The sequence below is a fragment of the Proteus terrae subsp. cibarius genome, assembly GCF_011045835.1.
Lineage (GTDB): Bacteria > Pseudomonadota > Gammaproteobacteria > Enterobacterales > Enterobacteriaceae > Proteus > Proteus cibarius.
Genome location: NZ_CP047349.1, coordinates 2,697,061 through 2,712,255, shown reverse-complemented (window position 1 = coordinate 2,712,255; position 15,195 = coordinate 2,697,061). Strand labels below are relative to the sequence as shown.

Annotated in this window: 12 protein-coding genes and 1 other RNA gene; 7 read left to right on the top strand and 6 right to left on the bottom strand. The window is 36.2% G+C overall.

The annotated features are described in order from the left end of the window. The first annotated feature begins 229 nt into the window (after positions 1 to 229). Positions 230 to 1,480 carry a phosphoglycerate dehydrogenase gene (gene serA, locus GTH25_RS12675; protein ID WP_075670842.1) on the top strand — a complete coding sequence of 417 codons (1,251 nt, stop codon included), beginning with the start codon at positions 230 to 232 and terminating at the stop codon, positions 1,478 to 1,480. Positions 1,481 to 1,552: 72 nt separating this feature from the next. Here the strand turns inward: serA and GTH25_RS12670 are convergent, their stop codons facing one another. The 6 genes from GTH25_RS12670 to zapA all read right to left on the bottom strand — a co-directional run bounded on the left by GTH25_RS12670 (position 1,553) and on the right by zapA (position 8,597). After that, positions 1,553 to 3,670 carry a type I secretion system permease/ATPase gene (locus GTH25_RS12670; RefSeq protein ID WP_238795281.1) on the bottom strand — a complete coding sequence of 706 codons (2,118 nt, stop codon included), beginning with the start codon at positions 3,668 to 3,670 and terminating at the stop codon, positions 1,553 to 1,555. A gap of 13 nt (positions 3,671 to 3,683) precedes the next feature. Beyond that, entirely contained in the window at positions 3,684 to 5,045 is a 1,362-nt protein-coding gene (locus tag GTH25_RS12665) for an HlyD family type I secretion periplasmic adaptor subunit (RefSeq protein ID WP_075670844.1), read from the bottom strand. A 2-nt stretch (positions 5,046 to 5,047) separates the two neighbouring features. Next, positions 5,048 to 7,099: a peptidase domain-containing ABC transporter gene (locus GTH25_RS12660; protein ID WP_075670846.1), complete on the bottom strand. Its 2,052-nt coding sequence runs from the start codon at positions 7,097 to 7,099 to the stop codon at positions 5,048 to 5,050. 110 nt (positions 7,100 to 7,209) lie between these two features. Next, complete coding sequence (locus GTH25_RS12655; protein WP_075670848.1) at positions 7,210 to 7,803, bottom strand: 5-formyltetrahydrofolate cyclo-ligase; 594 nt, start codon at positions 7,801 to 7,803, stop codon at positions 7,210 to 7,212. 171 nt (positions 7,804 to 7,974) lie between these two features. Beyond that, a non-coding RNA gene (gene ssrS, locus GTH25_RS12650) (6S RNA) lies at positions 7,975 to 8,158 on the bottom strand. A gap of 109 nt (positions 8,159 to 8,267) precedes the next feature. After that, a complete protein-coding gene (gene zapA / locus GTH25_RS12645) occupies positions 8,268 to 8,597 on the bottom strand; it encodes a cell division protein ZapA (RefSeq protein WP_023581530.1) in 330 nt (109 codons plus the stop codon). Positions 8,598 to 8,773: 176 nt separating this feature from the next. Between zapA and GTH25_RS12640 the strand changes: the two genes are divergently transcribed. The 6 genes from GTH25_RS12640 (at position 8,774) to gcvH (ending at position 15,126) form a co-directional block, all read left to right on the top strand. Continuing rightward, positions 8,774 to 9,352, top strand: coding sequence for a YecA/YgfB family protein (locus tag GTH25_RS12640; protein WP_075670850.1), 579 nt, complete (start codon positions 8,774 to 8,776; stop codon positions 9,350 to 9,352). Positions 9,353 to 9,403: 51 nt separating this feature from the next. Continuing rightward, positions 9,404 to 10,714, top strand: coding sequence for a Xaa-Pro aminopeptidase (gene pepP / locus GTH25_RS12635; protein WP_075670852.1), 1,311 nt, complete (start codon positions 9,404 to 9,406; stop codon positions 10,712 to 10,714). Between the two features lie 13 nt (positions 10,715 to 10,727). Then, positions 10,728 to 11,900: a 2-octaprenyl-6-methoxyphenyl hydroxylase gene (gene ubiH / locus GTH25_RS12630; protein WP_075670854.1), complete on the top strand. Its 1,173-nt coding sequence runs from the start codon at positions 10,728 to 10,730 to the stop codon at positions 11,898 to 11,900. A 55-nt stretch (positions 11,901 to 11,955) separates the two neighbouring features. Beyond that, the gene (ubiI, locus tag GTH25_RS12625; protein WP_156733803.1) at positions 11,956 to 13,191 is read left to right on the top strand and encodes an FAD-dependent 2-octaprenylphenol hydroxylase; all 1,236 of its coding nucleotides are present in this window, start codon (positions 11,956 to 11,958) and stop codon (positions 13,189 to 13,191) included. 413 nt (positions 13,192 to 13,604) lie between these two features. Continuing rightward, on the top strand, positions 13,605 to 14,699 hold the full coding sequence (gcvT, locus tag GTH25_RS12620; protein WP_075670858.1) for a glycine cleavage system aminomethyltransferase GcvT: 1,095 nt from the start codon (positions 13,605 to 13,607) through the stop codon (positions 14,697 to 14,699). A 34-nt stretch (positions 14,700 to 14,733) separates the two neighbouring features. Further along, on the top strand, positions 14,734 to 15,126 hold the full coding sequence (gene gcvH, locus GTH25_RS12615) for a glycine cleavage system protein GcvH (RefSeq protein WP_006533681.1): 393 nt from the start codon (positions 14,734 to 14,736) through the stop codon (positions 15,124 to 15,126). The last annotated feature ends 69 nt before the right edge of the window (positions 15,127 to 15,195 follow it).

Here is a 15,195-nt window from a genome sequence, read left to right as displayed (position 1 = left end):
ATTTTAGAAACTGCAAATTCAGTGATATATATCACACGATAGTTATATTTCTCTTTAAAATCCTGCCTTTTTTAAAGTCAAAATCATTTTACTCGGTAGAAAATCACTTTATTTACCGCTTATTCTGTCATCACTGCAATCGGTTGTATTGCGACAAAATCTATTTTTGTTATGTTGATGAGACAGGATTTTGTTTTTCATTAAATGTAATAACGATAGGGCAGGGTAAATGGTCAAAGTATCTTTGGAAAAAGAAAAGATAAAGTTTCTACTCCTCGAAGGTGTGCACCAAAGTGCAGTAGAAAATTTAAGAGCTGCGGGTTATACCAATATTGAATATCACAAAGGCGCATTATCGGACGAAGAATTAAAAGAAGCTATCCGTGATGCACGTTTTGTTGGTCTTCGTTCCCGCACTCACTTAACAGAAGAAATTTTTGCAGCCGCTGAAAAGTTAGTTGCTGTGGGATGCTTCTGTATCGGCACTAATCAGGTTGATTTAGATGCCGCTGCTCGTCGCGGTATTCCTGTATTTAACGCTCCTTTCTCAAACACTCGTTCCGTGGCAGAGATGGTACTTGGTGAATTACTGTTATTACTGCGTCGTATTCCTGAAGCAAATGCGAAAGCGCATCGTGGGATTTGGGATAAACAAGCGAAAGGTTGCTTTGAAGCGCGTGGTAAAAAGCTGGGTATTATTGGTTATGGTCACATTGGTACACAGTTAGGTATTTTGGCAGAAAGTGTGGGTTTAGATGTCTATTTTTACGATATTGAAAACAAACTACCATTAGGTAATGCAACACAAATTCGTCATCTTTCTGAACTGTTGAATATGTGTGACATTGTCAGCTTACATGTGCCAGAAACACCATCAACCAAGAATATGATTGGGCATGAAGAAATTAAGCGCATGAAACCAGGCTCAATTCTTATCAATGCTTCTCGTGGTACTGTGGTTGATATTCCTGCGTTATCACAAGCATTAGAATCTAAGCATTTATCCGGTGCCGCTGTTGACGTATTCCCATCAGAGCCGGGTGCGAATAACGATCCTAACGATCCGTTTGTTTCTGAACTTATCAAGTTTGACAATGTGATATTAACACCACATATCGGTGGTTCAACCCAAGAAGCGCAAGAAAACATCGGTTATGAAGTTGCGGGCAAGTTAGCGAAATATTCAGATAACGGTTCTACATTATCTGCTGTTAACTTCCCTGAAGTATCACTGCCAAGCCATGGTGATGATGTAAACCGTTTACTGCATATTCATGAAAACCGCCCAGGTATGATGAACAGCATCAACAACGTGTTTACTGAAGAAAACATCAACGTAGCCGCACAGTATTTACGTACATCAGGTAACGTAGGTTATGTTGTGATTGATATTACAACACAAACGAAAGCCCAAGCTGAATTAGTGTTACAAAAAATCAAAGCATTACCGGGAACAATCCGTGCTCGTATGCTTTACTAATTATTGATACATTATCGGTAATATATTGAAGGCTCGAAATATCGAGCCTTTTTTGTATTTATCAATTTTTAATTATTGAATTTGTTGCTTCCATAATTGGTAATAGAGTGCTCGATTTTCTATTAAATAAGCATGTGTTCCTTCTTCTAATACCCTACCTTTATCTATTACATAGATATAATCTGAATGCACTAATGTATTTAGACGATGTGCAATACTAATGACGGTTCTGTTTTTACAAATCTGAGGCAAATTCGCTAAAATTTGTGCTTCTGATTTGTAATCTAATGCTGATGTTGCTTCATCTAAAATAAGAATACGCGGATCAGTTAATAAAGCTCTAGCAAGCGCAATACGTTGACGTTGTCCTCCTGATAAATTTCGACCTCTTTCTCCAACTTGAGTGTTAAAACCTAAAGGAAGTTGCTCAATAAAATCTAAAGCCCCTGCAAGTAGGGAAGCTTCTATTATCTCTCTTTCACTCGCGTTGGGTTTTGATAAACGAATATTTTCAAGGATTGAGCCACTAAATAAAAAACTCTCTTGTAAAACAAGGCTAATACTTTGGCGTAAAGAGAGTGGATCGGCGATAGCGAGATCCATTCCATCAATATAAATTTGCCCTTGTTGAGGCGTATAAAGACGTTGGAGCAAACGTGTAAGAGTGCTCTTTCCTGAACCAGAACGCCCCGTAATACCGATAAATTTACCGGCAGGAATAGATAAAGAGAGTGCTTCAATGACATCTGGTGTGTTATTAGCGTAACGGAAATAAACATTTGAAAAAACAATACTTCCTGTGATTTTAGGAACGGTCGCAGTTCCATAAGGATGATATTCAGTAGGAGTGTTCAAAATATCGCCAACACGACGCAAAGAAATGGTTGCTTGCTGAAAATCTTGCCAGCATTGGGCTAAGCGTAAAATGGGTTGTGTAATATGCGCAGTAAAAAGATTAAAAGCAATAAGCTCACCCACACTTATTTGTGCATTGATAATTAAATTAACACCTTGCCATAAAATAATAGCCGTCGCGATTTTATGAATGATAGAGATAAGTTGTTGTGCAAATAACGCTTTTTTAGCACCAGAAAAGCGTTTGTTAATATGATCTGTAAGTTTGTATTGCCAGTTTTCTATAAATTTATTTTCTGTTGCTGTTATTTTTATGGTTTCGATACCGTTTATTGCTTCTGTTAGTAGACTGGTATTATCCGCATTGGCCTGATATTCCTGCTCAACCCAATAGCGAATAAAAGGGCCACAAATAAGCCAAAGTAGAAAGTAGAGTGTTAATGCACCTAAGGTTATCCAGGTTAAAAGTGACGAATACGTGAACATGACAGAGATAAATACGATGATAAAAAACAGATCTAGTATTCGCATAAAAGCAGAGCTAGTAATAAATTGCCGAATATGTGAAAGCTCTTGAATACGGGTAATAATCTGCCCTGATTGGCGTTGATTAAAAAAATGGCTAGGTAAGCAGATAAGATGCTGGAATACCTTTCCTGAAAATTCAGCGCCTAACTGACAAGAAATAAAAATGTATAACTTATCGCGCAAATAAAGATAGAGGGGTTCTGTGACAGCAATCAGTATCAATAAATAACTAAAAAGGTGTAGGTTAGATAAATTTCTTCCTGTTAGTACTTTATCAATCATAATTTCGAAAATTAAAGGACTGACTAACGCAAACAGTTGACAGAAACAAGCTAAAATAAAGATAAAAAGTAATATATTTTTTTGTCTTAACAGGGAAGGAATAAACCAGCGGAAATCAAATTTAGCTGATAATGGAGAGGGCTCTTTAGTAATAAGTAATAGTGTATTAAGTTTCTTTTTTTTATCAATAATAAACTCACTTTTAATATTATTTCTAGGTTCTAAAACAATAATTTTTTCCTTTTTTATATCTTTTAAAATATACCAATGCTTATCTATTTCAATAAGGGTGTTAATTATGTTTTTTTTCTCTTTATCATAATCAAAGGTATCAAATTGACATTTTAAATTTAATAATTGAGCGGTTTCAAAAATATTCCATTTGTTAAGGTGATTATCACAACCAAGAAAATGAATGATCTGTTCTTTTTTTATATTTCCTCTGCCTTTTTTAGAAAAATAAAGTAATCCATCAATAATAGAGTGGTGATATTGGCTTTTTTCCATGTTAGTTATATTTTCCATAATATGAAGTATCTTATTTTTCAGTAAGTGCATTATGACGATAAGCTTCTATTGGACTTAAAATATAATCAATGACACGACGTTGTTCAGTGATTATTTCGGCAGTTAAAGACATACCAGGGATAAGACGATATTCTCTTTGGTTATTTTTAATTGTTTGTCTGTTTAATTTAATAGTTATTGGATAAATTGAGCCTAATTGGTCGTGCTGAACCGCATCTTTAGCAATATTAATAATTTCGCCCTCCATGGTGCCATAGAGTGTATAAGGAAAAGCATCTATTTTTATCATTGCTTTTTGCCCTAAATGAATAAAACCAATATCTTTATTGAGCAAATTAACTTCAGCAATGTTATCTTGGTTATCAGGTACTATGACCATCATACCTTGTGATGGTTGTAATACACTGCCTAGTGTATGTGTTGAAATTTGTTGAACTGTACCTGTTATTGGAGAACGTACTTTTTTTAGTTGCTGTTTTTTTTGAAGATGGTTAAGGTTTTGATGGTAAATGATCAATTCGCTTTCATACTGCTTATATTTATCATACCATTCTAGATGTTTTTGTTTCTCTAATTGATTTAGATTTTGCTTTTTCTGTTCTTCTTGGCTTTTTAGTAGATTATATTCTGAATCTTTCGTTTTTATCAGTCTTTTTATTTCTAGCAACTCTTTTTGATTTTCTAGATACTCTATCTTACTAATAAAATTTTTTATATACAGTGTTTGTTTTAATGTGAATCGTTGTTCAATATTTTCTTTTAATTTTTTTAATGATAATAAATCATTGTAAGTCATCAATTGGTTTTTATTATTTACTTCAATCTCTGTCTCGACTACTTTTATATTACTATCAAATTCTTCCTTTTCTTTTTTATAGCTAGTTAAAATATTTCTTTTTGCTTTTTTATCTAACGTATTAAAATGGTAAAGATTTTGAGGAGATATATCTTGGCTTAATGCTTGATAGCGTATTTTAAGCTGTAAGATATTGTCTATCTTCTTTTTTATTCCTATTATTTCTTCATCAATACCTAATATATCAAGTGTTAGTAATATATCGCCTTGATTAACTTTTTGTCCTTCCTTTACATGAAGTGTTGCTAATCGGCTATGTTCAGATATTTGAACAAGTTGAGAATGCCCAATAGCAATAAGTTTACCTGTTGCAGGGGATTGTATATTTAATTTACCGAAATAAGCCCATAGAAGAAAGGCTATAACATTTAATGAAATAAGTATCGCAATATAACGACTATAAGGAGTGATGGGCTTTTCGATAAGAGCAATGTGGTTAGGGTAAAAATCGTAATTTTTTGCTTTATTTTTACGCTGAAAAAGAGTGAGCAAAATAGAGGATATATTTAGTTTCATTCTCAACATCCTTGTTGAAGTTGCCAAAGTTTTTTGTAGTAGCCACTGTTTGCAATTAATTCTTCATGGTTTCCATCTTCAATAATTTTCCCTTTATTTAACACAATAATACGAGAACAATTTCGAATAGTTGAAAGGCGATGAGCAATGATAATAACGGTTTTACCTTTAGCAATAAGAGGGAGGTTGTTTTGAATTATGGCTTGGGAGTTATCATCTAAAGCGCTGGTGGCTTCATCGAAAATTAAGATTTTGGGTGAGGGTAATAAGGCTCTGGCAATTGCAATACGTTGGCGTTGACCTCCTGATAATGATGCTCCTCCTTCTGTAATAAGTGTGTCATATCCTAAAGGAAGTTTTAAAATAAACTCATGAGCACCCACCATTTTTGCAACGTGAATAACTTCCTCTAAAGAAGCATGTTGATGAGTTAATCGAATATTATCAAATACACTTAAATGAAATAAAAAATTCTCTTGTAACACAAAACCGATTTGCTGACGTAGGTTAGTTAAATGAAATTGTGTAAGTGGAATACCGTCAATTTTTATACAGCCTGATTGTGGAATATAAAGACCTGAAATCATTCGCACTAAGGTGCTTTTACCCGATCCTGAAGTACCAACAATACCAATAACTTCATGTTTTTTAATATGTAATGAAATATTATTTAAAATAGTAGGAGTATTGCTTTGATAATAAAAACTCACTTTATTAAAGGTAATTTCACCTTTGATATTGGATTGTCGTGTTGCAGTATCCTGCTCTTTAGGAAGATTAAGAATATCTTGTAAGTTATAGATAGCTGTTTTTGTTCTGATATATTTGCCCCAAACATCGATTGCCGTCGCAAAGGGTTGTAAACAGAATCTAAGGAGCATCATAAACGCAACAAGTTGACCTATTGTCATCGAGAGAGAAATGACTTCATAGGCACCTAGCCATAATAGTAATGCTATTGTTGTTTTATTAAGAAATAACACAATAAAGCGTGAGAAATTATCAATATTTTGAAGTACTAAACTTTTTGAGGTGACCTGATGAATTTGTGTATACCACTGTTGTATAAATCGAGGTTCAAGCGAAAGGCTTTTAATTGTTTCAATCCCCCCTAAACTTTCGGTAAGAAATCCAGTATTAATTGCCGCTTTTTGATAAAGCTGTCGAACAGCAAGCTCTATTTTAGGTGCGAGAAATTTAGCTAAAATAAGATAAAAAGGGATCGTGGTAATGAAAAACAAAGTTAGCTTTAACGAAAACATTACCATTGCAAAGATAAATATAAAGATAAAAGAAAAATCGACAATTAACATTAATAACGTATTAGTAATAAATTCCCTAATAATGTCTAATTCTTTTACTCGAGTGACAATGGCACCAGTTTGCCGTGATTTAAAATAACTAATCGGTAATTTAAATAAGTGTTCAGTAAGTTTTAAGCTTAAGGTGATATCAATTTTATTTGCTGTGTGGTGATAGATGTGCTCTCTAATTCCTTTTAGTACCCCTTCATAAATAGCAATAAAAGCCAAAGTAACAACTAATACATCAAGTGTTAATTGTGCGTGATGAATAATGACTTTATCCATAATAATCTGTGTAACTAAAGGAGTTGCCAATAGTAATAATTGCAAAATTAATGAATAAAATAAGATACTATAAAAAATAGTTTTATATTTTTTAAATGCAGGGAGAAACCAAGTAATGTTGAATTCATTATTTGCTTTAAAATCAAGATAATAGGCGGATTTTATTTTAAGTGAATTATCTTTACTGATAGTTTCTGTTTTATCTTTTTGAGTGTTGTAAATAAGAATATTGTTGTTATTATTTTTTAGTAAAATAAATAAGTTGTCATTATTATCTATAATAATTAATTTGTGATTAATTTGTTTATTTAATAAAGTGTGTGCTTTTATTTTCTTTAATTTAAAACTGTGCTCTTTTTCTAATGAATTTACTGTGTGATTGTGTTCTATTTTTATTTCTTTGTTTTTAATTAGGAGGATAATAATTTTAATGCATTTAATTAAATGAATATCTTTTTCATTCATTAGGATAAATACCTTTTGAGTAGGGAAATGTAAAAGGTATTTAAGAATGTTTTTTTTATAAAAAATATAAAAAAACACAGATAATTATTAATGATAAAAAATAGAATAGTTTAAAAATGCCACCTTTTTTCAGGAGTAATAATTTCAGGTAATGGAACATCCCAATTAGCGGTAGGGAGATAATCAACTTGTTGGCAAGTATGAGCAAGACCCATTGGGTAAAATGATTTTTGTTGCCAGTTTTCTAACGTTCTATCGTAAAAACCGCCTCCCATACCTAATCGTTGGCCTTGTGCATCAAAAGCCACTAAGGGGGTAAAAATAATATCAATATCAGATATGGGAATAACCATGTTCACATTTAAAGGAGGTTCAGAAATATTGAAACGATTTTTTACTAACGTTGTAGAAGGTGTGTAACGTAAGAAAAGAAGATGGTGGCGATGAAATGGGTGTAATACAGGTAAACAAACTTGTTTATTTAATGCCCATAGCTGGGAGATCAAAGATGATGTATCAATTTCACCGTCAAAAGAAAGAAATAGTGCAATAGTTTGTGCTTGTTTGACTTTAGGATGAGCAAGAACTTGTTCACATAATTTATCAGCTGCTTGTTGTTGCTCTTCTAATGTGAGTAAACGACGTTTTTGGCGAATAGCTTTGCGGATCTCATCTCTTTGTTGAAAAAGTGAAGTGTGTGTCATTCATCAATCCATCAATAAGCGGTTGGTATTAAGTGGAAACCATCATTTAAATCAATTTATCACACTTTAGAGGTAAGAAAGCGAAGAAGTTGAAGATATGAGAATGAAAGCATAAAAAAAGTTCTAAACATTAAGTAGTTATAAAATACTTAGTGTTTAGAACTTTAGTAGGAGGTCTCCAAGATGCCGCCGCAAGCTGTAACCCTTGAACCCATGGTCCAAGGTGAACATAGTGTTGCTACCATTAGGCTGCCTGAACGAATCGGGTATGCTCACAAGCAACAGATCACCACGTTCTATGTGTTTCGAATATCGGCTCAGGGGACTGGCCCGCTGGCAAACATCTCAGAGAAATTTGGTGGGTGCGCTAAGCACCTTATCTATGAACTATTGTATTATTTTAATTGTAGAAAGCAACCTATTATCTGTGAATTTCGTGGTGTACGCATGCTTTCTGAACAAATCTACTTCGCAGTTGAAAAAGTGCGATCATGGTGCTTGCCTTGATCGTGTAAAGCTTGTTCAATGGATTGTTGTAGCATTTTTATTTTCTCTTCCATGTTGTAGGCATAGTCTCTGGTTTTTAACTTTTCTTCTGCCAACTCATGACTCATATTTAATGCCACGATAAAAATTAAGTGCTCTGTATTGGAAACACCACTGCGTTCTTTGAGATCTTGTAATCGTTGTTCCAGTTCAGCAGCAGAAGCCAGTAAAGCATCTCTTTGTTCTGGTGGGCAATTGACACGTAATGAGCGCCCAAAAATTTGAAGATCAACGGGTTGTGCGGACATGATTCCTTCCTGACATAAAATCTGTGCTACGTGTTTAGTAGTGTATACGGTTATAACGCTGTATTAAACGCTATTACTGCAAAAATTCCAATGATTAACATGGCTTAACTGGTACAGCGACTTCTATTGATGGTAGCATATCTTGAACTATTCCCCTAAATGCGACGTTTATTCTTATGTCAAAACAGAACACATTACCGAATTATCAAACTATTGATGCATTATTACAGCAACATACAGTACCTTTAACCGCGGCTGAAATGCATGGTTTGATCACGGGATTTATTTGTGGTGCAGTGCGTGATAGCAGTTGGAAAACCTTATTACACGATCTGACCAATGAAGGCTTAGCTTTTCCTAAAACGCTATCAGAGCCACTTGAAGAGCTTTATCACATCACCTTAGAACAACTCGATGACAGTGTGTTCAATTTCTCGATGTTAGTACCTGACGAATCTGAATCTGTTTTTCCAAGAGCCGATGCTCTTGCAGGTTGGGTTAATCATTTTCTTTTAGGTCTGGGAGTTGCTCAACCTAAGTTGTCTGATCATAAAGAATTGACCGAAGTGATTACTGATTTACGTAATATTGGTGCGCTAGGTTACGAAGAAGACGAAAACCAAGAAGAACTTGAAGATGCGCTTGAAGAAGTCAGTGAATATGTAAAAGTATCCGTTCAACTTTGTTATATCACTTTTGTCGCACCAAAAGACAAAGGAAATGACAAACAAAATGAGCAACGTGTATTACATTAATTTCATCATTAATTAGATAACCATAAAGATAAATGAAAGACAGGAGTGGGTATGAATAAGCAAGAATTTTTATCCCGTCGTCAGGCATTATTAGCACAAATGAAGCCTGCGAGTGCAGCTATCTTTTTTGCCGCACCACCAGCGCAACGTAATGCCGATAGTGAGTATCCTTATCGCCAACATAGTGATTTCCTTTATCTAACTGGTTTCAGCGAGCCTGAAGCTATTCTTGTGCTGATTAAAAGTGATGAAACACATAACCATAGTGTGCTTTTTAATCGCGTTAGAGATTTAACCGCTGAAATTTGGTTTGGTCGTCGCCTTGGACAAGAAGCTGCACCTGAAAAGCTGGGTGTTGATAAGGCGCTACCTTATGAAGATGTGGGTGAACAACTTTACCAATTATTAAATGGGTTAGATGTTGTTTATCATGCTCAAGGTGAATATGCGTTTGCTGATGAGATAGTCTTTAGTGCATTAGAAACTTTAAGAAAAGGATCTCGCCGTAACTTAAAAGCGCCACAAACTATTATTGATTGGCGTCCAATGGTTCATGAACAACGTCTGTTTAAATCTGATTTTGAACTTGAATTACTGCGTAAAGCCGGAAAAATTACTGCATTGGCACATACGCGTGCGATGCAAAAATGTCAGCCCGGTATGTACGAATATCAACTTCAAGGTGAGATTGAACATGAGTTTGTTTCTCATGGTGCGCGTTTCCCTTCTTATAACAGTATTGTCGGCAGTGGTGAAAATGGTTGTATTCTTCATTACACCGAAAATGAAACTAAAATGCGCGATGGAGATTTAGTTCTCATTGATGCAGGCTGTGAATATGAAGGCTATGCGGGCGATATCACCCGTACTTTTCCTGTTAATGGCAAATTTAGCCGTCAACAACGCGAAATTTATGACATCGTCTTAAAATCCATCAATGTTTCTTTGGAATTGTACAAACCTGGTACAAGTATCAAAGAAGTCACTGAGCATGTCGTGTATATCATGGTCGAAGGGCTGGTTAAACTGGGCATTATGCACGGTGAAATCGATCATCTTATTGAGACAAAAGCCTATCAGCGTTTCTTTATGCATAGCTTAAGCCACTGGTTAGGTCTTGATGTTCATGATGTTGGACATTATGGCACTGAGCGTGACCGTATTTTAGAACCGGGTATGGTACTGACCATTGAACCGGGACTTTACATTGCACCAGATGCAGATGTGCCACAAGAGTATCGTGGTATCGGTATTCGTATTGAGGATGACATTGTTATCACGGAAACAGGCAATGAGAATTTAACGGCATCTGTCGTTAAAGATCCTGATGAAATTGAAGCTCTGATGGCTGGAAAAATTTAAGGCTAAAATCAGCATGAATGTGATTATTGTGGGTGGTGGGATGGCTGGTGCGACATTAGCACTTGCACTTTCTGCATTAAATAAAGGTAAGATTTCAATTTCGCTAATTGAAGCAAGAGAGCCAGATAATGGACATCCAGGATTTGATGCAAGAGCGATTGCATTAGCACATGGAACAGCGAGACGGTTAGAGCAAATCGGGCTTTGGTCAACATTAAAACCTTTTGTTACTCCCATTAATCATGTTCATGTCTCTGATAGAGGGCATTGTGGTTTTGTTAATATTCATGCACAAGACTATGATATCTCAGCACTGGGTTATGTTATTGAATTGCATGATGCTGGACGCCAGCTTTTTGCCAAGTTGAAAAAACAATCTAATATCACGCTTCATTGCCCTGCTAAAGTTGAACAAGTTCAGCGTAATATCGATTCTGTTGAGGTAACACTTGATGATGGTACGCAATTATCGGGTAACTTACTGATTGCTGCTGATGGTACGAATTCACCTATCGGTCACCAGTGCAATATTCAATGGCAACGAGAGCCTTATAACCAAGTGGCTGTGATCGCTAATGTTAAAACGCAAATCGATCCTCAAGGTAAAGCTTTTGAGCGCTTTACAGAATTTGGTCCATTAGCCATGTTACCGATGAGTGAAGGGCGTAGCTCATTAGTGTGGTGTCATCCTATTGAAAAACTAGATGAAGTTTCACAGTGGGATGATGAAACAACTATCGCACATTTACAGCGTGATTTTGGCTGGCGTTTAGGAAAGATAGAGCATATTGGTAAGCGAAATTGTTACCCTTTAGCACTACAAAAAGCCAATCAAATTATTGGACATCGTTTAGCGTTAGTTGGAAATGCCTCGCAAACACTTCATCCTATTGCAGGACAAGGTTTTAACCTCGGTTTACGTGATGTTATGGCGCTCACTAATACGATCACTCAAGCGATTAATGCCAATACCGATATTGGCAGTTATCGAGTGCTCTCTCAATATCAACAATTGCGCCAGCAAGATAGAGAAAAAACAATCTCTATTACTGATGGGTTGGTGAAAGTGTTTGCAAATCGTTGTGTGCCACTGATTGTTTCTCGCAATTTAGGGTTAATGACGATGGAATTGCTTCCGATGATGAGAGATAAATTGGCGCATCAAACATTAGGCTGGACAGACTAGACAAACAGAAAGAATAGCGCGCTCTAAAATAATCGCTTTTTAGGATACTTTTATTATGAAATCATTTGATGTTGTTATTGCTGGTGGTGGAATGGTTGGGCTTGCATTAGCCAGCGGATTACACGGGTGTGGATTACGTATAGCGATAATAGAAAATCACCCAGTAACGAAGCTTTTTCACCCACAGGATGATTTTTCATTACGGGTATCTGCTATTAATACAGCCAGTGAAATGTTGCTGAAAAAATTAGGTGTCTGGGAAAACTTACAGGCATTACGAACCGCGCCTTATCAAGGTATGGACGTTTGGGATCAAGATAGTTTTGGTCGTATTGAATTTTCAGCACAAAAAGAAGGGTTCAGCCACTTAGGCTCTATTATTGAAAATAACCTTATTCGTGAAGTGCTTTGGCAAAAATGCGAAAGCCACAGTGATATTACCTTCTATTCATCAACGCAGATTGAGCGTGTAGTGTGGGGGGAGAATGATGCATTTATAACCCTGAATGATGGTGAGATGTTGACGGCAAGATTAGTTGTCGGAGCTGATGGCGCTAATTCATGGTTACGTAAACACGCAGATATTCCACTGACTTTTTGGGATTATGAACATCATGCCTTAGTTGCTACTATTCGTACTGAACAGCCTCATGATAATGTTGCGCGTCAAGTATTTCATGGTGAAGGTATTTTGGCATTTCTACCTCTTTCTGATCCTCATACTTGTTCTATTGTTTGGTCTTTGCCAAGTAACCTTGCTGAACGTTATAAAAATGCAGAAAAAACCTTATTTGAGCGTACATTAGGCGTGACCTTTGATATGCGTTTAGGTCAATGTGAATTGATGAGTGATCGCATGACCATACCATTAACAGGCCGTTATGCTCGCCAATTTGCCGCTCCTCGTTTAGCACTATTAGGTGATGCGGCACATACAATCCATCCTTTAGCTGGACAAGGCGTTAACCTCGGCTTTATGGATGTTGCAGAGTTAATTGGTGAGATCCGTCGCTTAAAAGCAGAAGGTAAAGATTTTGGTGAATATCTCTATTTGAGACGATTCGAGCGTCGTCGCAAACATGCAGCAGCCGTAATGCTGGCAAGTATGCAAGGATTCCGTGAACTTTTTGCTGGCAACAACCCAGTTAAAAAACTGGTTCGGGATATCGGCCTTTCGTTAGCAGATAGTTTACCGGGGGTAAAACCTAAGTTACTTGAGCAAGCAATGGGGCTTTCTGATTTACCTGAATGGTTAAGTGATAAAAATTTCACTTCAGTTGAAAAAATCTAATTCCTCGCTTATTTCACATTACTTTTATTTATATCTGACTGAAGAAATAGAACTAAAAAAATCTATTTTTTCAGTCTATTCTTTGCACTAATTCCTTTTTTTCAGTAATTCCTCGCTAAAAATGAGCGCTGATACGCATAATTGCAATCATTAGTTCTGCATACCCATATGTCTACATTATGATTAAGAGACACTATACCCTATTTTAACTTATGGTTTATTTTTTCTCACAATGCTAAGTTCAAGGGGATGGTATCGTTTGCGTTGTACGTTAATTGCTCGTATTTGTTAAATCTATGTTTAAAAATAAACTTAAGCTTAAGATTAACACTATGATTTCAAATCAAGTTTAATTTTATATTTAACAAATGCGTTCTCTGAATAATCTAAAGTAAAAGTAGAAAGAGGGAAGAATGGCAAAACAGACTCCGTTGTATGATGAGCATGTAGCCTGCGGTGCTCGTATGGTCGATTTTCATGGTTGGATGATGCCTTTGCACTATGGCTCCCAAATAGATGAACATCATATTGTACGTCGTGATGCAGGTATGTTCGATGTTTCTCATATGACCATTGTTGACTTACATGGCTCGCAAGTTAAAGATTTTCTACGTTATTTATTAGCGAATGATATCGCTAAACTCACCGAAAAAGGTAAGGCGCTTTATACTGGTATGCTAAATGCATCAGGTGGTGTAATTGATGATCTTATCGTCTATTACTTTGATGATTCTTTCTATCGTCTCGTTGTGAACTCCGCGACCCGTGAAAAAGATCTGGCATGGATTGAACAACATGCTTCAGATTATGTTGTGGATATCACTGTTCGTGATGATTTGGCATTAATCGCTGTTCAAGGTCCTCATGCACAAGAGAAAGTACAAAGCTTATTAACTGAAGCGCAACGCCAAGTTGTGTCTGCTATGAAGCCTTTCTATGGTGTAGAGCTTGGAGACCTGTTCGTTGCAACAACAGGCTATACCGGTGAAGCAGGCTATGAAATCGCAATGCCAAAAGAGCAAGCAGTCGATTTTTGGAAAAAATTATTAGCTGTGGGTGTTAAACCTGCAGGATTAGGTGCGAGAGACACATTACGTTTAGAAGCCGGAATGAACCTCTATAGCCAAGAGATGGATGAAACTATTAATCCACTTGAAGCGAATATGGGATGGACGATTGCATGGGCACCGGAAGATCGTCAATTTATTGGTCGAGAAGCATTAGAAAAATTACGCGCAACAGGCACAGATAAACTTGTGGGTCTTGTAATGCGAGAGAAAGGTGTGTTGCGTGCAGGTACTGCCGTACACTTTACTGATGATTTAGGTGAATTAAGAGAAGGTATTATTACAAGTGGTACTTTTTCGCCTACATTAGGCTTTAGTATTGCATTAGCAAGAGTTCCCGCAGGTATAAAAGATAGCGCAATTGTATTAATGCGTAATCGTGAGATGCCAGTAGAAGTAGTAAAACCTGGTTTTGTTCGTTCAGGTAAAGCATTGGTATAACACGCACAATTATTTTAAATGGAGAGTAAGGTCAATGAGTCAAATACCTAGTGAATTAAAATACGCGCAGTCTCATGAGTGGATCCGTTCAGAAGGCAATGGTGAATACACTATCGGTATTACTGAACATGCACAGGAATTATTAGGTGACATGGTGTTTGTTGATCTACCTGAAGTGGGTAGAGAAGTAGCAGCGGGTGATGATTGTGCAGTAGCGGAATCAGTAAAAGCTGCATCAGATATCTATTCACCATTATCGGGTGAAATTATCGCAGTAAATGAAGAATTAGATGGTTCTCCAGAGCTGGTAAACAGCGCACCTTACGGAGAAGGTTGGCTATTTCGCATTAAAGCAAATAATGAAAGCGAATTAGATGACTTACTTGATGCTGCGGGTTATCAAGAACTGGTAGATAGCGAAGAGTAAAACGAAGCGCCCCGTCAAATCAATGCCGGGGCGTTTTTATTTGTTAGCTTGTTGTCGTAATGCTATTTC